12 protein-coding genes and 2 pseudogenes are annotated in these 22893 nt (G+C 73.1%); 4 read left to right on the top strand and 10 right to left on the bottom strand.

Annotated features, from left to right (window positions below; all coding sequences use genetic code 11):
- Nucleotides 1–162 precede the first annotated feature (162 nt).
- Entirely contained in the window at nt 163–1119 is a 957-nt protein-coding gene (locus tag AB0761_RS27750; RefSeq protein WP_377271860.1) for a phosphatase PAP2 family protein, read from the top strand.
- 170 nt (nt 1120–1289) lie between these two features.
- On the opposite strand, the gene AB0761_RS27745 is transcribed toward AB0761_RS27750, so the two are convergent.
- The 4 genes and pseudogenes from AB0761_RS27745 to AB0761_RS27730 form a co-directional block, all read right to left on the bottom strand.
- Nucleotides 1290–4310, bottom strand: a complete 3021-nt coding sequence (locus tag AB0761_RS27745) for a bifunctional [glutamine synthetase] adenylyltransferase/[glutamine synthetase]-adenylyl-L-tyrosine phosphorylase (RefSeq protein WP_377271859.1) — start codon at nt 4308–4310, stop codon at nt 1290–1292.
- A 485-nt stretch (nt 4311–4795) separates the two neighbouring features.
- A pseudogene (locus tag AB0761_RS27740) lies at nt 4796–5848 on the bottom strand (ATP-binding cassette domain-containing protein).
- Nucleotides 5848–8844 carry an FtsX-like permease family protein gene (locus AB0761_RS27735; RefSeq protein WP_377271858.1) on the bottom strand — a complete coding sequence of 999 codons (2997 nt, stop codon included), beginning with the start codon at nt 8842–8844 and terminating at the stop codon, nt 5848–5850. The pseudogene AB0761_RS27740 and the gene AB0761_RS27735 overlap by 1 nt, the downstream one beginning before the upstream one ends.
- The gene (locus AB0761_RS27730) at nt 8841–12335 is read right to left on the bottom strand and encodes an FtsX-like permease family protein (protein WP_377271857.1); all 3495 of its coding nucleotides are present in this window, start codon (nt 12333–12335) and stop codon (nt 8841–8843) included. The genes AB0761_RS27735 and AB0761_RS27730 overlap by 4 nt, the downstream gene beginning before the upstream one ends.
- Before the next feature lie 149 nt (nt 12336–12484).
- Here AB0761_RS27730 and AB0761_RS27725 point away from each other — a divergent pair, with 149 nt between their 5' ends.
- On the top strand, nt 12485–13207 hold the full coding sequence (locus AB0761_RS27725) for an ABC transporter ATP-binding protein (protein WP_377271856.1): 723 nt from the start codon (nt 12485–12487) through the stop codon (nt 13205–13207).
- 72 nt (nt 13208–13279) lie between these two features.
- Here AB0761_RS27725 and AB0761_RS27720 read toward each other — a convergent pair.
- From AB0761_RS27720 to AB0761_RS27710, 3 genes and pseudogenes are all read right to left on the bottom strand, one after another.
- Nucleotides 13280–13372: pseudogene (locus tag AB0761_RS27720) on the bottom strand (DUF664 domain-containing protein); the annotation flags it as partial.
- Between the two features lie 161 nt (nt 13373–13533).
- Nucleotides 13534–14895: a glutamine synthetase family protein gene (locus AB0761_RS27715; protein ID WP_377271855.1), complete on the bottom strand. Its 1362-nt coding sequence runs from the start codon at nt 14893–14895 to the stop codon at nt 13534–13536.
- Between the two features lie 202 nt (nt 14896–15097).
- Nucleotides 15098–15730 (bottom strand): hypothetical protein, encoded by a 633-nt coding sequence (locus AB0761_RS27710; protein WP_377271854.1) that lies wholly within the window; start codon nt 15728–15730, stop codon nt 15098–15100.
- A gap of 237 nt (nt 15731–15967) precedes the next feature.
- Here AB0761_RS27710 and AB0761_RS27705 point away from each other — a divergent pair, with 237 nt between their 5' ends.
- Nucleotides 15968–17698 (top strand): NAD+ synthase, encoded by a 1731-nt coding sequence (locus AB0761_RS27705; RefSeq protein WP_377271853.1) that lies wholly within the window; start codon nt 15968–15970, stop codon nt 17696–17698.
- 133 nt (nt 17699–17831) lie between these two features.
- Here AB0761_RS27705 and AB0761_RS27700 read toward each other — a convergent pair whose 3' ends face one another.
- From AB0761_RS27700 to AB0761_RS27690, 3 genes are all read right to left on the bottom strand, one after another.
- A complete protein-coding gene (locus AB0761_RS27700; RefSeq protein WP_377271852.1) occupies nt 17832–18875 on the bottom strand; it encodes an endonuclease/exonuclease/phosphatase family protein in 1044 nt (347 codons plus the stop codon).
- Nucleotides 18876–19024: 149 nt separating this feature from the next.
- On the bottom strand, nt 19025–19567 hold the full coding sequence (locus AB0761_RS27695) for a TetR/AcrR family transcriptional regulator (protein ID WP_377271851.1): 543 nt from the start codon (nt 19565–19567) through the stop codon (nt 19025–19027).
- Nucleotides 19568–19708: 141 nt separating this feature from the next.
- On the bottom strand, nt 19709–21334 hold the full coding sequence (locus tag AB0761_RS27690; RefSeq protein WP_377271850.1) for an MFS transporter: 1626 nt from the start codon (nt 21332–21334) through the stop codon (nt 19709–19711).
- Nucleotides 21335–21575: 241 nt separating this feature from the next.
- On the opposite strand from AB0761_RS27690, the gene panB reads away from it, so the two are divergent.
- Nucleotides 21576–22451, top strand: a complete 876-nt coding sequence (gene panB, locus AB0761_RS27685; protein WP_377271849.1) for a 3-methyl-2-oxobutanoate hydroxymethyltransferase — start codon at nt 21576–21578, stop codon at nt 22449–22451.
- The last annotated feature ends 442 nt before the right edge of the window (nt 22452–22893 follow it).

Here is a 22893-nt window from a genome sequence, read left to right as displayed (position 1 = left end):
TGGCACTGGTGCACTCGGGTGACAATGGAGCACATGGCCCCAACCCCCGATCCCCTACCCGCGACAGCGGCACTCCCTAAACCCAGAGACGGACGCCGGGTGAAGAATCCCCAACCAGGGGATGATCGGGGGGCACCGGAGCGTCTGGCAGACTACTCCCCCATGGGGGAACCGACCGAGATCCACGCAGCCGGCGCAACGGGCGCCCAAGCGGAGCGACCTGCCGGTTCCGTCGCTGGGCAGGACAGCAGTGACGGAACCCGAGGGAGCACCGTTACCAGGCATGCCCTCAAGGCGCGACTGAGCGAGCTGCGGCACTTCCCCCGCCGGCCCCGGCTCTGGTTCGAACTGCTGCTGATCGGGATCAGCTACTGGGTGTACTCCCGGATCCGCAACGCGGTCCCCGAGCAGGAGCGCTCCGCCCAGCACAACGCCCGCGAGGTGTGGAGCCTGGAGAACCACCTCGGCATCGCGGTGGAGAAGTCCATCAACCATGCGGTGAACTCGGCGACCTGGCTGATCACCGGCATGAACTACTACTACGCCACCCTGCACTTCATCATCACCATCGCGGTGCTGGTGTGGGTCTTCCGCAGCCACCCCGGCCGGTACTCCGCGGTGCGCACCGCGCTCTTCGTGACCACCGGGATCGCGCTGCTCGGGTACTACTTCTACCCGCTGGCCCCGCCCCGGCTGCTGACCGGCGCGAACTTTGTGGACACCGTCAAGGTGCACCACACCTGGGGCTCCATGGCTTCGGGCGACATGGCCCATGTGTCCAACCAGTACGCGGCGATGCCGTCCATGCACATCGGCTGGTCGCTGTGGTGCGGGGTGACCATCGCCTTCCTCACCCGGCACCGGTGGCTGCGGGTACTGGGGCTGCTGTACCCGCTGGCGACGCTGACCGTGATCGTCTCCACCGCCAACCACTTCTTCATGGACGCGATAGGGGGCATCGCCTGCCTGGCCGTGGGCCTCACCAGCTCCCGGCTGCTGTACCACCGGTGGGCCTTCCATCTGCCGCAGCTTCCGCACCCGCACCCGCACCCCTCGGTCAGACCGCTGCTGCCCAGGCCGGCAGGCGAAGAGCCCAAGATCCCCGCCGGCAGCCGCTGAGCCGCTCCTCCCCGGCCACCGCGGCAGGACCCTCGGCCCGCCGTGAAGGTGCCATACCTTTCCGCCCCCGCGGACGGTCGCGAGCGGCACCGGTCCCGCCTGCCGCTCAGGGCGCTCAGGGCCCCCCGCGACTCGGGCGCACCGCTCACGGAGCACCCGCACCGGCCGGCTCACCCGTAGAAGATGCGCTCCACCGTGGCACGCGCACGGCGGGTGGTGCGGCGGTAGTCGTCGACCATGGTCCCGGCGTGGCCCTCGCCATAGCCGAGATAGCGGGCCACCCCGCCCAGCTCACGGGCATCGCCGGGGAAGGAGTCGCCCGGCCGGCCGCGGACCAGCATCACCGCGTTGCGCACCCGGGTGGCCAGCACCCAGGCGGCGTCCAGCACCGCCGCGTCCTCGCCCTCCACCAGTCCCGCCTCCACGGCGGCGGCCAGCGCGGCCCTGGTGCGGGTGGTGCGCAGCCCGGGGATCCCGTGGGCGTACTGGAGCTGCAACAGCTGCACCGTCCACTCCACATCGGCCAGCCCGCCCCGGCCGATCTTGGTGTGGGTGGTGGGGTCCGCCCCGCGCGGCAGCCGCTCGGCCTCCACCCGCGCCTTGATCCGGCGGATCTCCCGCAGATCCGCGTCGTCCACCCCGGAGGCGGGGTAGCGCAGCGGGTCGATCAGCTCCCGGAACCGCTCGCCCAGCTCCATGTCGCCCGCCACCGCCTCGGCACGCAGCAGTGCCTGGCTCTCCCAGGCGTGCGACCACCGGCGGTAGTAGGCGGCGTACGAGGCCAGCGTGCGGACCAGCGGCCCCTGCCGCCCCTCCGGTCGCAGATCCGCGTCGACCAGCAGCGGCGGCTCGGTGGAGGGCGCGGCCAGCAGGGTGCGCAGCTCATTGCAGACGGCGCGGGCCGCGTCGGCGGCCGCCGCGTCGCCGGCGCCGGGCAGCGGGTCATGCACGAAGAGCACATCGGCGTCGGAGCCGTAGCCCAGCTCATGACCGCCGAAGCGGCCCATGGCGATGACCGCGATCCGGGTGGGCAGCGGCTCACCCGCCGCCCGCTGCCAGCCGTCGACCGCGGCCTGCAGTGCGCCGGACAGGGTGGCCGCATTGAGGTCGCTCAGGGCGTCACCGGCTGTGTCCACCGCAGCGCCCGGGTCATCGGCGAGGCGGCCCAGCAGATCGGCGGCCGCGGTGCGGAAGAGTTCGCGGCGGCGTACCGAGCGGGCGGCAGCGACCCCGTCCGCGGCGGTGGCGGCCCGGCCGACGGCGGCCAGCACCTCCTGCTGGAGGGCGGCCCGGCCGCGGGGCACCAGCCCGTCCGGGTCGCCCAGCATGGCGACCGCCTCGGGGGCGCGCAGCAGCAGGTCCGGGGCGAGCCGGCCGGCGGAGAGGACCCTGGCCAGATACTCGGCGGTGGCCCCCTCGTCACGCAGCAGCCGCAGATACCAGGGGGTGGCACCGAGGGCGTCGGAGACCCGGCGGAAGTTGAGCAGCCCGGCGTCGGGGTCGGCGGAGTCGGCGAACCAGCCGAGCAGCACCGGCAGCAGGGTCCGCTGGATGGCTGCCTTGCGGCTCACCCCGGAGGCGAGGGCCGAGAGATGGCGCAGCGCGGCGGCGGGATCGGCGTAGCCCAGTGCCTCCAGCCGGGCCCGGGCCGCCTGCGGGCTGAGGCCGGTCTCGCCGGGGGCGAGACGGGCGACGGCGTCCAGCAGCGGGCGGTAGAAGAGCTTCTCATGGAGCCGGCGGACCTCCATGGCATGCCGCTTCCAGGCCCGGTCAAGCTCCGCGACCGGGTCCGTGCGGCTCTCCCAGTCGTAGATCCCGGCCAGCGAACGCCCCAGGCGCCGCAGATCGGCGTGGTCGCGGGGGAGCAGATGGGTGCGGCGCATCCGGTACAGCTGGATGCGGTGCTCCAGGGTCCGCAGAAAGCGGTAGGCGTCATCCAGGGAGGCGGCGTCGGCGCGGCCGACATAGCCGCCGGCGGAGAGCTCCGCCAGCGCCTTGAGGGTGTTGCCGCTGCGCAGGCTTGGGTCGGTACGGCCGTGCACCAGTTGCAGCAGTTGGACGGAGAACTCCACGTCGCGCAGGCCGCCGGGGCCCAGCTTGAGCTCGCGGTCGACCTCGCCGGTGGGGATGGAGTCCACCACCCGGCGTCGCATCTGCTGGACGTCGGAGACAAAGTTCTCCCGCTCGGAGGCCTTCCAGACCATGGGGGTGAGGGCGTCCAGGTAGTCCCGGCCGAGGTCGGCGTCGCCGGCCACCGGGCGGGCCTTCAGCAGTGCCTGGAACTCCCAGGTCTTGGCCCAGCGCTGGTAGTAGGCGAGGTGGCTGGCCAGGGTGCGGACCAGCGGACCGTTGCGGCCTTCGGGGCGGAGGTTGGCGTCCACCGGCCAGATGGTGCCCTCGCCTGTGGTGTCGGAGCAGAGCCGCATCATCCGGGAGGCCAGCCGGGTGGCCGACTTCAGCGCCTGCTGCTCGTCCTCATCCCCGGCTGGCTCCGCAACGAAGATCACGTCCACATCGGAGACATAGTTGAGCTCCCGGCCGCCGCACTTGCCCATCCCGATCACGGCCAGCCGGCAGGCGCGGGCGGCCTCCGGGTCCTCGTCGGCGGCGATCTCCAGGGCGGTGCGCAGGGTGGCGCCGGCCAGGTCGGCCAGCTCGGCAGCGGTCTGCACCAGGTCGGCGGAGCCGGTGATGTCCCGGGCCGCGATGGCCAGCAGGCAGCGGCGGTAGCCGATCCGCAGGGCGTCGGCGGGGTCGGTGGTGCCCCGGTGGCGCTGGGCGTCGCGCAGGGCGGCGAGGAAGTCCTCGGGGCCGGGGTGCATGTCCCGCACCTCGAAGGTCACCAGCGCATGCCAGTCGCCGGGGTGGCGGGCCAGGTGGTCGCCGAGGGCGGCGGAGGCGCCGAGCACACCCAGCAGCCGGTCGCGCAGCGGCTTGGAGGTGGTGAGGGTGTCCAGCAGACGGCGGCGCTCCTCCGCACCCAGGGCCTCGGCCAGCCGGGAGAGGCCCAGCAGGGACAGGTCCGGGTCGGCGGTCGCGGCCAGGGAGTCCAGCAGTACGGTGTCGCCGGCCAGGCCTCCCAGCGCCGGCTCCCCCAGCAGACGCAGCGCGGTCGCCGGGTCGGTGAACCCTCTGCGGGCGAGCCGTACCTCAGGTCGGCTGACACGCCCCTCACGCGGTGCTGCCGGCATGTCCACGGCGATCGCCCCTCCGTTCTTCCCCGGATTACCCGCCCGCCCTGAGCCTAGGGCCTGTCCGCCGGTTCCCGCCCGGTGCGGGGTGCCGGGCAGGGCCTGCGGACCGACCCGCGGACTGCCGGGCCGGCCCCGCGGACTGCTCGACATGCTCCGGCCTCCCGCTCAGCGGTACACCGTGAGCCGCAGAGCCTGCCCTCCCCCGGACCCAGCCGCTGGAACCTGCCACCGAAGGCCCGCCGTCCGCCCCGGAGCGGCCAGCCGGGCCGCCTCGGACCGGCCGCCGCGGCGCCCTGTGCGCACACGACCTGCTCCGGCGGGCACCGTACGGACCCGCCCGCCTCTGCCAGGCGGTGTCGCTTCCCCATGCCTCCCATCATCAGGACGGATCGGGGCTGTGCATCCGCAACGCGGCCATCCGTGACACATCCTCGGACGCCGGACCGTCCGCCGGGCATGCGCGGCCCCGACCTGCGGGTGCGTCAGTTGTCAGGCCAGACCTGGACATGGTCCGGCTCCAGCTCCAGACCGACCCGGTGCTCCAGACCCAGCGCCTCCACGAACTCCCGGGGCAGCTGCACCCGCCCGGAACGGTCCAGGGTGGCGTACTCCCGCTCGACCAGGGACTCCTGGCCGTCCGCGTCCAGCGCGATTCTGCGCAGCACCTCGGAGCTGGTCCGACCGTCCCGGATGGCGACGGTGCGCCGCACCTCCCCGGCCACCATGGGGTCATGGGTGACGATCACCACCGTGGTGCCGAGCTCCGCATTGACCGTACGGAAGGCGCCGAAGACATCGGCCGCCGTCTCCGAGTCAGCTCGCCGGTGGGCTCGTCGGCGAGCAGCACCGACGGCTGGTTCGCCAGCGCCACCGCGATCGCTGCCCGCTGCTGCTCACCGCCGGACATCTCCGCGGGCCTGCGGTCGTGGCAGTGGCCGATCTTCAGCAGATCCAGCAGCTGCCCGGTCCGCTCCTCACGGGCGCGCCGCCGGGACCGCCCGCCCCCCATTCGGGCGCCGCCCACGGTGCCGCTCAGCTGCATGGGCAGGGTGACATTCTGCGCGGCGGTCAGAAACGGCATCAGATTGCGGGCGGTCTGCTGCCAGACGAAGCCCACGGCCTCCCGCCGGTAGCGCAGCCGCTCGACGGACTTCATGGCCATCAGGTCGTGGCCGGCCACCGAAGCCGTCCCGGCGGTGGGGACGTCCAGGCCCGCCAGGATCTGCAGCAGCGTGGACTTCCCGCTTCCGGACGCACCCACGAGTGCCATCAGCTCCCCCGGGGCGACCAGCAGGTCCAGGCCCTGGAGGGCGCACCTCCACACCGTCCGCGGTGAAGATCCGCACCAGCCGGTCGCAGGCGATCGCCGCGCCGCTGCCGTACTGGGGATGGTCCTGCTCCTCGGCCACCCGGCGGCGGAGCTCGTCCAGGGTCGGCACGGCGGTGTCGGGCGGCACGGCGGTCTCGGGCGGCACGGCGGTCTCGGGCCGCTCGCCGCCCTGTGCGGGGACGGCTCCCGGCGAGGGTGCACTCATCACTCACCACCTGCTCTCAGCTGTGCGGCGACCCGGCGCCGCCCGGTCACCGCAATCTCCGCCGCCAGCGCCGCGACCGCCGCGGCCAGCAGCCCTGCCGCCGGGAGCAGCACCGCCCCGGCATGGATGCGCAGCGCGGTCGGCGCCGCCGTACCCGCCAGCTCGGCCAGATCCAGCGCAGGCCCAAGCACCGGCCCTGCCGCCACCCCGAGGAGCGTCCCCGCCAGCGCCGCCAGCAGCACCTGCGGCAGGGTCTCCAGCAGCACCAGCAAGCGTCGCTGACGGCTCGTCATGCCGAGGGTGCGCAGTCCGACGAGCAGTGCCGACCGCTCGGGCGACGTACGCGCCAGTGACAGCAGCACCGCGACCACGCTGAGCAGCGCCGCCGCGACCACCGCCGCCAGATAGAGCGCGGTGGCGCCCTGCTGCTGCGGCGCACGCTCCAGAGCGGTCCGCACCTCGCTGCGGACGGAGACGGCGACCGGCTCCGTACCCGGGGTCTGCTGCACGGCCCGGTCGACCGCCCGGCGCAGCGCCGCCCCGTCGACCGCACCGGTCAGCAGGTTCAGATCGGGCCCGGGGAAGGCGGCGCTGGTGGAGTGGGCCCACTCGGTCCGCACCGCGGTCAGCGGGACGACCAGGAACTGCTCACCGCGGTGGACCGCCGGAGTGTCCCCGATGGTGCCTGCGTACCGCAGGCCGAACGTCCCGTAGAGCGAGCCGAGTCGCGGCGGCGCTCCCCCGCCCCCGCCCCCGCCCGAGAGGATGCCGGCGATGTCGGGTGAGGCCAGCGCCGGAACGCCGGCTTCGCTGTCCCGGCCGGGGGCGAGCAGCGCCGGGTCGAAGCGGCCGATGCCGGTGGTCGCCGAGAGTCGGGCATAGGTCGCCGGGTCCACCACCACCAGGGCGAACTCCGTGGATTCGGTGCCGGCGAGACTGAACGTGAGGCCGCGCTGCACCCGCACCTGGACCGCTGAGTGCGCACCTGGCAGCGCCCGGATCTCCTGGTCCAGCACCGGGGGGAGTTCCGCGTCGGACTCGACACGGGCGTCCGCGCCCACCTTCGCCAGCGCGGCAGCGGCACGCCCCGCCGCGACACCGTCCAGCACCGTGGCGCCGAACACGGCCACGGTCAGCGCCAGCAGCATCGCCAGCAGCGCCGCCGGACCAGCGGAACGGTCCCCCCGGGTCAGCCCGAGGAAGGCGACCGCGCCCCGGCCGCGGGCAGCCGCCCTGGCCGGCAGTCTCAGGAGCCATGGTTGCACCCGCGCCAGCAGCCGCGCACCGGCCAGCCCGAGCAGCGGCGGAGCGCTGCTGATCAGCGGGTCCACTCCGGTGCCGCCGACAACGCCCCTCCCCCGCAGGGCGGCCACGGCGGCAGCTGCGGCCACCAGCACCGCCAGATCCACGACCGTACGCCGACGAGTGGGCGGTGCCCAGGAGGGATCCCGGCGGGCACCGCCGGGTGCGGCCCTTCGGTGCCGGAGCACCGCGTACAGCGGAACGGTGAGCACCACCAGGGCGGTGGCGGCGGCCGCCGCTGCCACCGCGACCGCGGCGCGCCCGGTGGGGAGCAGCAGCAGCGCCAGTCCGCACCCGGCGGCGCCGGCCGGGACGGCCACCGCGGCGGTCTCCGCGGCCAGCAGCCCCATCAGAGTGGACAGGGCGGCCCCGCGGGCCCGCAGCAGTGAGAGCTCCATGGACCGCCGGTCGGCGTTCAGTGCGGCTGCCGTCAGCAGCACCGCCACCGCCACCCCGGCCAGGCCGGCACCCGCGACGGCGAGCAGCGACGCCAGCGCGCCCCGCTCCTGCTCGAACGCGGCCAGCAACGACTCCAGCGGGCTGCTGACGGCGACACCGCCGGGGATCGCGGAGGAGTCGGCCAGTTCGCTCCCCGTCTGTCCGGAGACCAGATCCCTCAGCCGCTGCTGGGCCTCGGCGACTCGGTGCGCGGGCAGGCCGCCGGGCAGCAGCGGGTGGTGCCAGTAGATGTCGACCGGCCCTAGGAAGGGCAGTACCGCCGGGGCCTGGTCGCCCACCAGGACCTCGACATGCCAGTAGCGGGTCCGGTCCGGCGGCGGGGTCGACTCACGGTCGGGCTGGAGCAGCGTCTGCTGGAAGCTCCAGTAGGGGTCGGCGGCGCTCCGCGCGGAGTACACCCCCGTGATGCGCACCAGCAGTGGCGTCTCCTGGCCGGCTCGGGCATGGAGCACCGAGCCGGGATGCACCCCCAGCAGATCTGCCGTGGCCTGGCCGACCATCGCCTCGACCATGACCGTCGGCGTCCCCGCGGATCCGGTGAACGCGGCCGCCTGCGGTCGGCGGCCGGCGATCACGCGGACGTGGGCGGCCTGGTCCTGCTGCCAGTCCAGGGTGATCACCGGTGGCGGACCGTCGATCACGGGCAGACCTGGGTCCCTCAGCGTCAGGTGCGGGGAGGTGGTCGACACCCCGTAGGAGACCGCGGCCGGATCGATGCGCAGCGGGGGCCCGGCGGCTGCGCGGAGTGTGCGCTCCACGGCTGCCAGCTGCGAGGGGCTGATCGCCTGGCCGATCTGCCCGGCGTCCAGGTTCTGGGCGGCGCCGGGGGCGGCCGTGGCGTCGATGCTGCGGACCAGCGGGCCGCGCTCGGACAGTTCGCGGCGGAGCGCCGTGTCCCCGTAGCGGTCCACCGCTCTGGGGACGGCTGCGGCCAGCAGTGACAGGGCCAGCACCAGCAGGGCCAGCGCGGCCGCGGCGGTCGGTGCGGTGCGCAGGCGGATCCACACCCAGGACACCGCGCCGGACGGGCTGCGGTGCGGGGCCCGGACCGCAGATCGGTCCACGGTCGATCGGTCCACAGTCGTCGGGTCCGCAGCCGTCGGGTCCACGGCCGTCGGGTCCACGGCCGTCGGGTCCACGGCCGTCGGGTCCACGGCCGTCGGGTCCACGGCCGCGCTCTCCGCCGTTGCGCTGTCCTTGGCTGCCGGGTCCGCCCGGTCGGGGGTGGCGCTCACGGCTCCTCCGTCCCACGAAGCCGATGGGCCGGGTCTCCCCCGCGCCGCCCTGCCGTCGCGGCGATCAGCAGCGGCACTGCGGCGACGGCCGCGGCGAGCACGGCCAGCCGCCCGGCAGGCAGCTCGACCAGCACCGGCGGCAGCGGCCGGGTGCCCTGTGCGGTGAGCACCAGCAGCGGTACGACCAGCCGGGTCAGCACCACTCCCAGCAGCAGGCCCACCGCGATGCCCAGCAGGGCCGGCAGGGCCAGCTCCGAGGCTGCGGCTCGGGCCAGATCGCGGCGCCGGACGCCCAGGGCCCGCAGTACGGCGTCCTCTCCGGCCCGGCGGCGCAGCATTCCTGCCGCGCTGATGGTGAAGCCGACCGCGGCGAGCAGCACGGACGCCAGCGCCACCGCGATCAGCGCCGTCTGCGGGCCCAGCCCCAACGGGTCGCGACGGAGTCCGTCGGCGATGTCGGTACGCAGCTGCGCGGTCTCCACGTCCGGCCGGCCGCGCAGGTCGGCGGCGGCCCTGGCGGCGGAACCCGGGGCGTGGTCGGCGGTCAGCCACCACTCGGAGGGGTGCATGGCATCCGCTCCCGCTGCCACCAGGCGCCGGTCGAGCTCACCGAGGTCGACCAGCAGCGCCCCACCGGACGCCGAGCCGGTGGCGTCGGGCGTCTGCTGGGCGGCCAGGCCGGTACCCGGCAGGGCCTTGACCTCGGCGGCGATCCGAATCCTGACGGTCCCCTGGGCCAGTGGCAGATCCAGGACGGCCCCCAGTCGGGTGGCGGTGGCGTCGAGGAAGGGCCGGGTGGCGACCGCAGGAAGCGGGGTGGCGGCCGAGAGCCCGGCGGCGACCAGCCGGATCGTGGATCCGGCGGGGCTGCTCAGGGAGTAGCCGACAGGTGTGTCCGGACGGTAGAGCCCCGCGTCGTAGTGGAGTTCGGGCAGCGCGCCCGGCCCCGCGGAGGAACGCAGCGAGCCGACGGTGAACCCCGCTGTCGGATCGGTCTCGCCGGCTCCGACCTCGAAGGTGCTCTTCCACCGCAGTCCCTCCGGGACCGACGCGGCGACCGAGTCCGCATGGATCGCCCGGATCGTCAGGGTCTGCTCGGCAGCCGAGTGCACCGCATACGGGGGATCCAGGGAAAGGCCGGCCAGGGTCAGCGGATAGGCGGGGGCGCCACCTGTGCCGCCGGCCAGGGTATGCAGGTCGAAGGTGTAGGTGCGCGACCTGCCGTCGACGGGCACCGTCTGCAGGGGCAGCGCATAGCCGACGCCGTAGCGGTCGGTGAGGGTGATGCCCAGGGCTGCGGTCCCCCAGGCGAGCTGCGGTGCGGATTGTGCGGAGCCGCTGGGGCGGGCGGTCGCGGTCACATCCAGCGACAGGGTCCGTGGCCGCCCCGGCAGGGGTACCCCACGCGGCTTCGCCGCACCGGGCCCGCCGGAGGAGGCTCCCGAGGAGCCGGAGGCATCGGACGCACCGGACGCACCGGACGCACCGGACGCACCGGACGCACCGGCGGAATCGACGGCTTTGGGCACACCGGATTCCCCGGATTCCCCGGTGAGTCTGCCGAGCAGCTGCGGCACCGGCGTATCGGTCAGGTCGGAGCGCATCGGCAGGGTCTGCCGCACCGCGCGCGTGTCCAGGGCCAGGACCTCCTGGCTGCGGCCCGATCCCAGTGCGACCGACTGCCGGGCCACCGGTACGGCAGCGGCCACCCCGGGCACCGACTCGAACTCGCCGCCCTGGCCGAAGGCGGGGCTGCCCGCCGCGACCACCCGTAGATCCCCTCCGGTACCGAACACCGCCTGGTCGGACTGGGACCGGCTCCAGCTCGCACCCTGGCCCACCGCCAGCGTGCCCGCAGCCGTCGCCAGGGCCAGCAGCAGCACGGGCCCCCCGCCCTGAAACGGGCTCCGGGCGATCCGCCAGCCCGCCAGTGCGGCGGGCAGCCCCCGGCTGCGGGAGGCGATCCGCTCCGCGAGCCGGGCGACCGGGGGCAGCAGACGCAGCGTCACCACCGTGCCCGCGCTCAGCGCCAGCGTGGGCGCTGCGACCAGCACCGGGTCGATCCCCCTCCCGCCCGCCGAACCGGTGGTGAGCACACCACTGCCATCGGGCCCCGAGGCGTAGTGGACCAGCTGCCAGTACGCTGCGGCAGCCAGCGCCACCAGCGCCACATCGGTACCGCCGCGCAGCAGGACCGGGGCCAGCGGGCGCCGCGACCGGCGGCCCGGTACCGCCTCGGTGCGCCCACCGGTGCGGCGCAGCCCCGGGGCGAGCACGATCAGCGCGCATCCCGCCGCGGCAGCGGCCGACACCCACCAGACCTGCGGTGGCAGCGGCCCGCTGAACCGCACCCCGGCTGCGGCCATGGTGCCGTGCCCGGCGAGCAGGCCGACCAGTGGCCGCGCCGCCAGTGGTGCCAGCAGGGCTGCGGGCAGCGCCAGCAGGACCGCCTCGACGGCGGCCAGCGCCATGATCCGACGGGGTGCGGCCCCGCGGGAACGCAGCAGCGCATTCTCCGACTCCCGTTGCTCGGCCAGCAGCCGGGCCGCGAGCAGCAGGGTCGCGGCGGCGAGTGCGGCCATCTGGAGCAGCCCCACCAGCAGGGTGGAGCGGGACACCAGCACCGACTGCCGCAGCCTGGCCAGCACATCCGGGAGCCGGCTCTGCGCGCTGAAGCCGGCGGGGCGGCCCAGCTCGGCGACCGACCGCTGCACGTCCGCTGCCAGGGCGCCGGTCCTGCCGGTGGTCAGCGTCCCGAAGTCGGCGACGGCCTGCCACCTGACCGTGTCCTGGGCCAGCAGACCACTGCGGAAGGCGCCGTCCTGGACGAGGAGGGGTCCGTAACTGGTGGAGCTGACGGTCTGGGTGCCCTTGCCGCCCAGCGGGTCCAACTGCCAGTACGGGTCGCCGGTGTCCCTGGCCCGGTAGACACCGCTCACCGTGGCACGGACCGTCCGGCCGGTGAGGCGGTCCTTGAGCACCATCACCGCGCCGATGGCGACGGGTGCGTCCGCGGCGCCCAGGCGGCGCTCCGCAGCGGCGGGCACCGCCACCGGGATCGCCGCGCCCGGTGGGGCCGGGCCCGGCCAGCTGCCGCGCAGCAGTTTCAGCTCCGCCCGGTCGAGGGCGGCGAACGTGGTCAGATCGGGATCCGTGCCGGCCGGGGTACCCGGTGACGCCGGAAGGCCGTAGGCCCCGGAGGAGGCAACTGAGCGGACGGCCACCGGCAGCCCCCGGAAGGCACGCCGGGCCTGGTCCCGTACGGTGCGGTCGGCGGCTGCCCGGTCGGCATAGGCGAGCGTTGCCGAGACCATCAGCGGGGTGTCCGCCGCGTCGGTGCTCTGGAGGGCCCGGCGCAGCCCCGCATCGCCGACGGAGGAGGCGAATCCGGTGAGTGCCGCCAGCACACAGGTGGTCAGCAGCACGGTCAACGCCGTGGCCACCACCAGCAGGCGATGCGCCCGCAGCCGGCGCACCACGAACCACCCCATCGAACCCCCCGTTCGATTCTTCGTGCACGATGTCGAGGTGTGGATCCTGCCATACCTCGCCCACAACGCAACCACCCTGTGGACAACCGGTGAGCGCTACGCTGCTCCAGTGGCACAGCGCCCAGCGGCCACTGACGGGGGGACATCCGGTGAGCAGCACTGCGCCCGAACACGCGGCCCCGGCCGCCGGATCCGCCGCGCCCGTGGTCGCCGTCGAGGATGTCCACAGGTCCTTCGGCAGCGGACGCACCGCGGTCCACGCCCTGCGCGGGGTGTCGTTCACCGCACGACGGGGCGAACTGACCGCGCTCAAGGGCCGGTCCGGCTCCGGCAAGACCACGCTGCTGAACCTGGTCGGCGGCCTGGACCGGCCCGATTCCGGGCGGATCCTGCTCGACGGCCTGGATCTCTCCGGGCTCGGCGAGGACGAACTGCTCGGCCTGCGCCGGGACCGGATCGGCTTCGTCTTCCAGAGCTTCGGGTTGATCCCGGTCCTCACCGCCGCCGAGAACGTGGGCATCCCGTTGCGCCTGCGCCGCATCCCGGCCCGCCGTCGTGAGGAGCGGGTGCGGGAACTGCTGGCGCTGGTCGGCCTGGACGACCACGCCGCCCAGCGTCCGGGTGAGCTCTCCGGCGGTCAGCAGCAGCGCGTCGCCATCGCCAGGGCACTGGCGAACGAGCCCGCCCTGATCATCGCCGACGAGCCCACCGGCCAGCTGGACTCCGCCACCGGACAGTCCGTCATGCAGCTGCTGCGCGCCGTCGTCCGCAGCGAGGGGGTCACCGCCCTGGTGGCCACCCACGACCCCCAGCTGATGGAACTCGCCGACCGCGTCGTCGAACTGGGCGACGGCCGCATCCTGCCCGGCTGACAACCGGTCCCGCCCCACGACGCGTCCACGGTCGGGCAGCCGCGTCCGGCGCACTCATCGGGCGATACCTCCTCAGATGCCACGGCTGCCGTCGAGGGTCTCGCGAATGATGTCGGCGTGGCCGGCGTGCCGGGCTGTTTCCTCGATCATGTGGAGCAGGACCCAGCAAGGGACGGGCGTCGAGCCGTGGATCGGGTCTACGTGCCTCACGGAACGCCCCGACGGCCCAGAGACGGCCCAGGAACAGTGGAACGGCCCGTGGCCGACCGCGCACGCGGTCGGCCACGGGCCTCTGCTCGTCAGGGCGATGCGCTCCTGACCTGCGCCTACAGCACCGGCAGGGACTTGCGCAGCTCGAACGGGGTGACCTCGGAGCGGTACTCCTCCCACTCCTGGCGCTTGTTGCGCAGGAAGAAGTCGAAGACATGCTCGCCCAGCGTCTCCGCCACCAGCTCGCTGCGCTCCATCAGGTCGATGGCCTCGCCGAGGTTCTGCGGGAGCGGCTCGATGCCGAGGGCCCGGCGCTCGGCGTCGGTGAGCGCCCAGACGTCGTCGTCGGCGCCGGCGGGGAGCTCGTAGCCCTCCTGGATGCCCTTGAGTCCGGCGGCCAGGATCACCGCGTAGGCCAGGTAGGGGTTGCAGCCGGTGTCCAGGGAGCGGACCTCGACCCTGGTGGAGCCCTGCTTGCCGGGCTTGTACATGGGGACCCGGATGAGCGCGGAGCGGTTGTTGTGGCCCCAGCAGATGTACGAGGGGGCCTCGCCGCCGGCGCCGGCGGTGCGCTGGGAGCCGCCCCAGATGCGCTTGTAGGAGTTGACCCACTGGTTGGTGACCGCGGAGGTCTCGGCGGCATGCCGCAGCAGACCGGCGATGAAGGAGCGGCCGACCTTGGAGAGCTGGAACTCGGCGCCCGACTCGTGGAAGGCGTTGCGGTCGCCCTCGAAGAGCGAGACATGGCTGTGCATGCCGGAACCGGGGACGTTGGAGAACGGCTTGGGCATGAAGGTGGCGTGGACGCCCTGCTCCAGCGCGACCTCCTTCATCACCAGCCGGAAGGTCATGATGTTGTCCGCGGTGGAGAGCGCGTCCGCATAGCGCAGGTCGATCTCCTGCTGGCCCGGGGCGCCCTCGTGGTGGGAGAACTCCACCGAGATGCCCATGGACTCCAGCATGGTGATGGCCTGGCGGCGGAAGTCGTGGCCGATGCCGCGCGGCGTGTGGTCGAAGTACCCGGAGTGGTCCGCCGGGATGGGCGGGGTGCCGTCCGTCGGCTGGTTCTTCAGCAGGAAGAACTCGATCTCCGGGTGGGTGTAGAAGGTGAAGCCCAGGTTGGACGCCTTCTCCAGGGTCCGCTTGAGGACATAGCGCGGGTCCGCGTAGGACGGCGAACCGTCCGGCATCAGGATGTCGCAGAACATCCGCGCGGTGCCCGGGGCCTCGGAGCGCCACGGCAGTATCTGGAAGGTGGTGGGGTCCGGCTTGGCGATCATGTCGGACTCGTAGACCCGGGCGAAGCCCTCGATGGCCGAGCCGTCGAAGCCGATGCCCTCCTCGAAGGCCTGCTCCAGCTCGGCGGGTGCGACCGCCACCGACTTCAGGAACCCGAGCACGTCGGTGAACCACAGCCGCACGAATCGGATGTCACGCTCTTCGAGCGTCCGGAGCACGAACTCCTGCTGCTTGCCCATGAGGACAGTCTCACCTCTGCTCTTTACGTTCGTGTTACGCAAGGGGGGACCCCGGGTGGGATGTGCCGGAAGCTCCGCCCCCATCATGGCGGATCAGCACCCCGCTCGAACATCCGGGAGCAGCCGGGATGCAGATGCAATGCGACCGCCCCGCCGCCAGGTGGACGGCGGGGCGGGGCGGTGACATGGATCGGGGTCGGGTTCAGGAGCGCTGGACCTTGACGATCTTGGCGGTGAGCGGGCCCTTCAGCTGCTCCTGGCTGAACACCACGAGCTGCTGCGACTGCCCGGCCGGCACCTGCCTGGTGACGGCGTAGCCGGTGCCCACCTGCTTGCCGGAGCTGTCCAGGAACTGCACCTGCACCGCGTAGTCGGCGGGCTTGGCCTGGCTGTTGGCGATCTTCAGCCGGACCGAGGCGCGGCCTGCGGCGGAACCCGCCGAGACTGCCTGCACGGTGGCGTCGGAGGTGGCGTTCCCAGCTCCGCCCACCGCGGCCAGCTTGGACTGTGCCTCCGCTGCCGCGGCGTCGAGCGAGGCCGAGGACGTGGCCGCCGCCGATCCGGTCTCGGCACCGGGGCTGCCCGTCGCGGACGTGGCGGTCGACATGCCCGACTGCCCGGGGGACATGTCGTCCGTCGGAACACTGGTCGGCGCCTCGGCGAGCGAAGAGGCAGCAGCGGTCGCCTGGGCTGCGGGCAGGCTCGACTGCTCCGTGGCCGAGCTGTCCGCTTTCTTGGTGCTGCTGCTGCATCCGGCGGTGCCCAGCGCAAGGGCGCCCGCCGCAAGCACCGCCACCGCCGTCGCTCCGGCTGAACGCTTCCGGCTCTGCTGCATCCGTCCTTCTCCTCCGCAGGGGGTGACGCCCCTGCGGCGGCACCCTTCATGCCCAGGCTGTCCCGGCCCGGGGGCGTACGCGATCCATGCGCAGCCGGCCGGGTGACGGTCCGCTCCGCGGCAGGGCTGCCGGGACACCCGCGGCGGCCCCGCGGCAGGGCCGCCGGGATACCCGCGGCGGCCCGGCGGAGGAGGGCCCGGCAGACATAGCGTCGAAGAGACGATTAGGCTGGGGGTGTGCCTCATCTACGTCTCGCACTGAGCCAGATCGATCCCTATGTCGGCGACATCGCCCGCAACTGCGACGAGGTCGTGCGCTGGACCCGGCACGCCGCCGAGCGGGGGGCCCAGCTGGTGGCCTTCCCCGAGATGGCGCTGACCGGCTACCCGGTGGAGGACCTGGCACTGCGCCGGTCCTTCGTCCAGGCCTCCCGCGACGCCCTGGTGGAGCTGGCCGCCCGGCTGGCCGCCGAGGGGCTGGGGGACGTCCCGGTCGTGGTCGGCTACCTCGGGCGCTCCGCCGAGGAGGCGCCGCAGAACTGCGCCGCGGTCCTGCACGACGGCCGGGTGGCCACCCGCTTCGCCAAGCACTACCTGCCCAACTACGGCGTCTTCGACGAGTACCGCTACTTCGTTCCGGGCGACCAGCTCTCGGTGGTCCGGGTGCACGGTGTGGATGTGGCGCTGGCGATCTGCGAGGACATCTGGCAGGACGGCGGCCGGGCAACCGCCGCCGGGCAGGCCGGCGCCGGGCTGCTGCTGGCGGTCAACGGCTCCCCCTACGAGCGGGAGAAGGACGACGTCCGCCTGGAGCTGGTGCGCCGCCGTGCCGCCGAGGCGGGCTGCACCCTGGCGTACCTCAACATGGTGGGCGCCCAGGACGAGCTGGTCTTCGACGGCGACTCCATCGTGGTGGACGCCGCCGGGGAGGTGCTGGCCCGGGCCCCGCAGTTCGCGGAGGGCTGCATCCTGGTCGACCTGGACCTCCCCGCCGCCGAGGCCGAAGCGGGCTCCCCCGGCGAACCGGTCGCCGACGGACTGCGGGTGGAGCGCACCGTGCTCAGCAGCGAGCCGCTGCCCGCGCCCGAGCACCCGGTGGTGCAGGGTGTGGCGCCGCGGATGGGCGACGAGGAGGAGATCTACGCGGCCCTGGTCACCGGCACCCGCGCCTATGTGCAGAAGAACGGCTTCCGCTCGGTGCTCATCGGCCTCTCCGGCGGCATCGACTCGGCGCTGGTGGCGGCCATCGCGGTGGACGCCGTCGGCGCCGAGAACGTGTACGGCATCTCCATGCCCAGCGCCTACTCCTCGCAGCACTCCCGCGACGACGCAGCCGAGCTGGCCCGCCGCACGGGCCTGCACTTCCGGACGGTCCCCATCGCCCCCATGTTCGACGCCTACATGGGGCAGCTGGGCCTCACCGGCCTGGCCGAGGAGAACCTCCAGTCGCGGCTGCGCGGCACCCTGCTGATGGCCGTCTCCAACCAGGAGGGCCACATCGTTCTGGCCCCCGGCAACAAGAGCGAGCTGGCCGTTGGCTACTCCACCCTCTACGGCGACTCGGTGGGCGCCTTCGGTCCGATCAAGGACGTCTACAAGACCCTGATCTTCCGCCTCGCCCGGTGGCGCAACAAGGCGGCCGAGGAGCGCGGCGAGACCCCGCCGATCCCGGAGAACTCCATCGCCAAGCCGCCCAGCGCCGAGCTGCGCCCGGGGCAGGTGGACACCGACTCGCTGCCCGACTACGACCTGCTGGACGCGATCCTGGAGGCGTACATCGAGAACGACCACGGACGGGACGCCATCGTGGCGGCGGGCTTCGACCCGGCCGTGGTGGACCGGGTGGTGCGGCTGGTGGACACGGCGGAGTACAAGCGCCGCCAGTACCCGCCGGGCCCGAAGATCTCGCTCAAGGCCTTCGGCCGCGACCGCCGCCTGCCCATCACCAACCGCTGGCGGCGCGGCTGACCGTCCGGTCGCCCACGGCCGCGCGATCCCCCGGGGGAGCGCGGCCGGGCGCCGCGCGGGCTCCTGGAACGTCACGAGGTGCTGCGCACCGCCGTCTCGGCCCGGGAAGGGCTGCCCGCCCCGGGGGCCGCGCTCAGAGGCGGAGGCCGGCCGCGACGGGGAGGTGGTCGCTGCCGGTGGCGGGGAGGACCCAGGAGCTGGTCGGGGTGACGCCCTTGGTCATGATCTGGTCGATCCTGGCCATCGGGAAGGACGCCGGCCAGCTGAAGCCCATGCCGTCGCCGGCGGCGCCCTGGGCCGAGCGCATCTGCGAGGTGATGTTGGCCAGGCTGCGGTCGTTCATGGTGCCGTTGAGGTCGCCCAGCAGGACCACCCGCTCCAGCGGTTCGTCGGCGATGGCCTCGCCCAGGGCCTGGGCGCTGTTGTCGCGCTGGTCGGCGGTGAAACCGGCGTCGAACTTCACCCGCACCGACGGCAGATGCGCCACATAGACGGCGAGCGCCCCGTGCGGGGTGTCCACCTCGGCGCGCAGCGCCCGGGTCCAGCCGATCTTGATGTCCACGGCCCGGGCGTCCTTGATCGGATAGCGGGACCACAGCGCCACGGTCCCCTTGACCGTGCGGTAGCGGTAGGCCGTTGCCAGCTGCTTCTCGTACACCGGCAGCTGCCCGGCGCTGAGCTCCTCCAGGGCCACCACATCGGCGCCGGAGGCGATCAGATCACGGGCGGTGCCCGCCGGGTCGGCGTTCCCGGCGTTGACGTTGTGGGTGAGGACGGTCAGGTCGCCACCGCCGGAGCTGCGGTCGGACATCAGTCCGCCGAAGAGGTTCACCCAGATCAGCACCGGCAGCAGCAGGGCGACCAGTGCGGTGGCGGAGCGGCGGAGCAGGGCGCAGACCAGCAGGACGGGCACGGCCAGGCCGATCCAGGGCAGGAAGGTCTCCAGCAGGCTGCCGAGGTTGCCGACCCGGTTGGGCACCGAGGAGTGGAAGACCATCAGCAGTGCGGAGGCCACCGCCAGCAGCGCGACCACCCAGCCGCGCTGCCAGGTGGTGCGGCCGCGCGGGTCACGGCCCCAGCGGCCCAGGCCGGGAACGCGGGGGCGGCGGGGCCGGGAGCCTGACCGGTCCGGCCCTTCGCCGTCCGACTGCGCCCATGCCCTCGCCGCCTGTGCCATACCGATCCCTCGTGCCGCGCTCTGTACCCGTACCGTGCTGCGCCGGCGCGGATTGCGGGTGGCCCGACGATCCGCCGCTGTGGCTCAGCGTATGCCGGGACAGACGCTCGGAGCGGCTCGGAAGGTTCCGCTTTGCCGCCTTCCGGTGGTCAGCCGGCGGCAGCCGGGTGGGCGGCGACGCCCTGCAGGACGGTGTCCACGATCAGCTCGGAGAGCCCGGGATCGTCCAGCGGGGCGTCCTCCCAGAGCACCGTCCGCACCAGCATCGGCGCCATCAGCATCTCCGCCAGCAGATCGAGGTCGATGTCGGAGCGGAGCTCGCCCCGCTCCACCCCCCGCCGCACCACCTGGCGGATCAGGTCACGCCGCCGGTTGACCACCCGCTCGTGGTAGAGCGATCTCAGCTCGGGCAGTGAGCCCATCTGGCTGAGGGCGGACCTGAGGACCCAGCGCGACCGTTTGGCCAGGCCCCGCCGGCGCATGAACTCCAGCAGCGTCACCATGTCGCCGCGGAAGGACTCGCCGAGCGGTTGCGGCTCGGGCTCCTCCAGCCGGCGGACGACATCGATCAGCAGCGCCTCCTTGTTGGGCCAGCGCCGGTAGACGGTGGCCTTGGCGACCCCCGCCTCCTGGGCGATCCCCTCCATGGAGAGCTCCAGCAGGCTGATGCCGCCGGCCATCAGGCGCTCCACGGCGTCCAGGATCGCCAGGTCGACCGCCTCGCTGCGCGGTCGACCACGCCGGGGCGCGCCCGCAGGGGCCGACCTCCATGATCTCGGGTCGTTCAGGAGCCGTACTGCTGGTGTCCATGCGCGGATTCTCCCCGAGCGCCCTCAGGAGCTCGCCGCAGGGGCTGCGTCGGACTGCTCCGTCTCCCGCTCGACCGGCCGGGGCGGCTGCTGCGCCGGAAGCCGACCGGGCAGGAAGAGCAGGGCCATCACCACGCCCAGCACCACCACGGCCGCCGAGGAGCCGGCGACGATGTGCATGGCGTGGACGAAGGACTCCTTGGCCGGGTCGACCAGTGCGGCACCGCGCGGACCGAGCCGCTGGGCGACGCCCATGGTGGCCTCCACCGACTCGCCCGCGGTCTCCCGCAGACCCGGCGGCAGCGCGGTGAGGTGGCCGGAGATGCCGTCGCGGTACGCGGTGGAGAGCATGGCGCCCAGCACGGCGACCCCGAGCGACCCGCCCACCTGCCGGAACGTGTTGTTGATCGCGGAGCCCGAGCCGGCCTTCTCCCGTGGCAGCGCGGACATGATGGTCACCGTGACCGGCGGCATCACATGGGCCATGCCGGTGCCCATCACCAGGCCGATCACCTCCAGCAGCCAGATCGGGGTGTCGGTGCCGAGCAGCAGATAGCCCAGGAAGGCCACCGCGATCAGGGCCATACCGCCGGCGCAGGTGGCGCGGACGCCGAACCGGTCGACCATCAGCCGGGCACGGGGGGCGAAGATCATCTGGGCGGCGGCGAGCGGCAGCAGCAACGTTCCGGCCTTGAGCGCGCTGTAGCCGCGCACGCTCTGCAGATAGAAGGCACCGAAGAAGGTCACGCCCATCAGGGCGAAGAAGACCAGGCCGATGACGGCGACCGAGACCGAGAAGCGCGGATTGCGGAACCAGGTGACGTCCAGCGCCGGCTCGGCGGTGTGCCGCTCGTACAGCACAAATCCGACCAGCACCGCGAGGCCGCCCAGGATGGTGCCCCAGGCCGCCGGGGCGGTGAAGTCCGCCAGCTGGCCGCCCTTGATGATCCCGTAGATCAGCAGCACCAGGCCGACGACGGAGAGCAGCACGCCCACCGGGTCCAGCCGGCCCGGCCGGGGGTCCCTGGAGTCGGGGACCAGCAGCACCATCCCCACCAGGGCCACCAGCACGATGGGGATGTTGACCAGGAAGACCGAGCCCCACCAGAAGTGCTGCAGCAGCAGTCCGCCGGTGATCGGCCCTATGGCGATGGCCAGGCCGACCGCGCCCGCCCAGACCCCTATCGCGCGCGGCTGCTCCTCACGTTCGAAGACGTTCATGATGATGGCGAGGGTGGCCGGCATGACAAAGGCACCACCGAGGCCCATCACGGCCCGGAAGGTGATCAGCTGGCCGGGCGACGCCGCCAGCGCGGAGAGCAGCGAGCCGGTGCCGAAGACCACCATGCCCGCCAGCAGGGTCTTCTTACGGCCGAGGCGGTCGCCGAGCAGGCCCGCGGTGAAGAGCAGCCCCGCGAAGACCAGAGTGTAGGAGTTGATGGCCCACTCGAGGTCGCTCTGGCTGGCACCGAGGCCGGTGGGGGCCGGGCTGGCGATGGTCTTCATCGCCACATTGAGGATCGAGTTGTCGAGCACGACGACCAGCAGGGCGAAGATCAGCACCCCGAGGATCGCCCAGCGGCGGTTGTGGACCGCCTCCGGGACCCGGCGCGGCGCGCCTGGGCGCTGTGCCGAAGCAGCGGTGGACATGATGTTCCCGTCGATGAGATGGCTTCAGGGACGGATTTCCCCTTGGTGTCAAGGTAGCTCTATTTTCGATACGCGCCCGTATCGTATCGTAAATTCTCGGCAAAGATACCTGCGAGGCGGCTCGCAGCCGACGGGACCGTACCCGGCCCTTTGCGCACCGGCTGCCGCATGTCAGCATGGAGGGGATCCGGGGACGCCCCGAAGGGGCGCCACGAGACACTCACCCACAGGAGTCCGTTCCATGAACGCTTCTTCGCTTCAGCCTGCCCAGCAGTCCTCCGAGCGGCCGGCCAACTCCCTCTACGGAGGCACCCGCAACCGCCGCACCACCGTCCGCGACATCGCCACGGCCAAGCAGCGCGGCGAGCGCTGGCCGATGCTGACCGCCTATGACGCGCTGACCGCGGGGGTCTTCGACGAGGCGGGCATCCCGGTGCTGCTGGTCGGGGACTCGGCGGGCAACTGCCATCTGGGCTACGACAGCACCGTGCCGGTCACCATGGACCAGATGGTGATGCTCTCCGCCGCGGTGGTGCGCGGCACCGAGCGCGCCCTGATCGTCGCCGACCTGCCTTTCGGCTCCTACCAGGAGTCCCCGGCGCAGGCCCTGCACAACGCCACCCGGCTGCTCAAGGAGGCCGGGGTCGGTGCGGTCAAGCTGGAGGGCGGCGAGCGCACTGCCGCGGCGATCGAGCTGCTGGTGCAGGCCGGTGTGCCGGTGATGGCCCACATCGGTCTCACCCCGCAGTCGGTGCACGCACTGGGCGGCTACCCGGTCCAGGGCCGCGGCGACGAGGCCGCGCACCAGCTGATGCGGGACGCCAAGGCGGTACAGGCGGCCGGCGCCTTCGCGGTGGTGCTGGAGGCGGTGCCCGCCGAGCTGGCCGCGCAGGTGACCGCCTCGCTGGCGATCCCTACCGTGGGCATCGGCGCGGGCGCCGGATGCGACGCCCAGGTGCTGGTGTGGACCGACATGGCCGGGATGACCGCCGGCCGGGTGCCCCGCTTCGTCAAGCAGTACGCGAATCTGCGCTCGGTGCTGGGCGATGCCGCCCGCGCGTTCGGCGAGGAGGTCGCCGGGGGCTCCTTCCCCGGGGAGGAGCACTCCTTCCACTGAGGTCCACCGTGCTGTCGATCCGCCCTTGTGAGTGGGTCCACCGGGGGTCGGCGGTCGCTCCGCCGGCCCCCGGTGCCGTTCCTTGGAAGTTCGGTGGTGGGGTCCGTTGAAGGCCTGATCGTGGGAGCGCTCCCAACTGATTCCATGGTCGTTCCCCGCGGCAGGTCATGTCAAGACTTCTAGCGGGGGAGCGGACCGGGCGCCCGCTGACGGGTCATCAGCGCACTGGTGCGTTCGACAAGTGAACTCGGCACAGACCATTGACAGGCCAAGAACACGATGGCTTCATGTCATCTGTCGCTGCGTCGACTCCCGCACTGCACGATGTGCAGGCGTGGAATCCACAGCCCACCACGGATCGTGGTGATACTCGACTCCCGACACCGTCAGGCCCCGTTGTCCAGCGCACTGTGGAAGCGCTCCCACGGAAGCCTCACGGCAC

It is taken from the genome of Peterkaempfera podocarpi (assembly GCF_042466665.1).
GTDB classification, from domain to species: Bacteria; Actinomycetota; Actinomycetes; order Streptomycetales; family Streptomycetaceae; genus Peterkaempfera; species Peterkaempfera podocarpi.
Note: the sequence above shows the minus strand (reverse complement) of the source record. Positions and strands in the feature narration are given on the sequence as shown.

What these genes read in the sequence shown, in the direction of transcription:
- AB0761_RS27730 (WP_377271857.1), bottom strand. Translation starts at nt 12,335, where the DNA reads ATGGGGTGGTTCGTGGTGCGCCGGCTGCGGGCGCATCGCCTGCTGGTG.
- AB0761_RS27745 (WP_377271859.1), bottom strand. Translation starts at nt 4,310, where the DNA reads ATGCCGGCAGCACCGCGTGAGGGGCGTGTCAGCCGACCTGAGGTACGG.
- AB0761_RS27710 (WP_377271854.1), bottom strand. Translation starts at nt 15,730, where the DNA reads ATGCAGCAGAGCCGGAAGCGTTCAGCCGGAGCGACGGCGGTGGCGGTG.
- AB0761_RS27715 (WP_377271855.1), bottom strand. Translation starts at nt 14,895, where the DNA reads ATGGGCAAGCAGCAGGAGTTCGTGCTCCGGACGCTCGAAGAGCGTGAC.
- AB0761_RS27690 (WP_377271850.1), bottom strand. Translation starts at nt 21,334, where the DNA reads ATGTCCACCGCTGCTTCGGCACAGCGCCCAGGCGCGCCGCGCCGGGTC.
- AB0761_RS27750 (WP_377271860.1), top strand. Translation starts at nt 163, where the DNA reads ATGGGGGAACCGACCGAGATCCACGCAGCCGGCGCAACGGGCGCCCAA.
- AB0761_RS27700 (WP_377271852.1), bottom strand. Translation starts at nt 18,875, where the DNA reads ATGGCACAGGCGGCGAGGGCATGGGCGCAGTCGGACGGCGAAGGGCCG.
- panB (WP_377271849.1), top strand. Translation starts at nt 21,576, where the DNA reads ATGAACGCTTCTTCGCTTCAGCCTGCCCAGCAGTCCTCCGAGCGGCCG.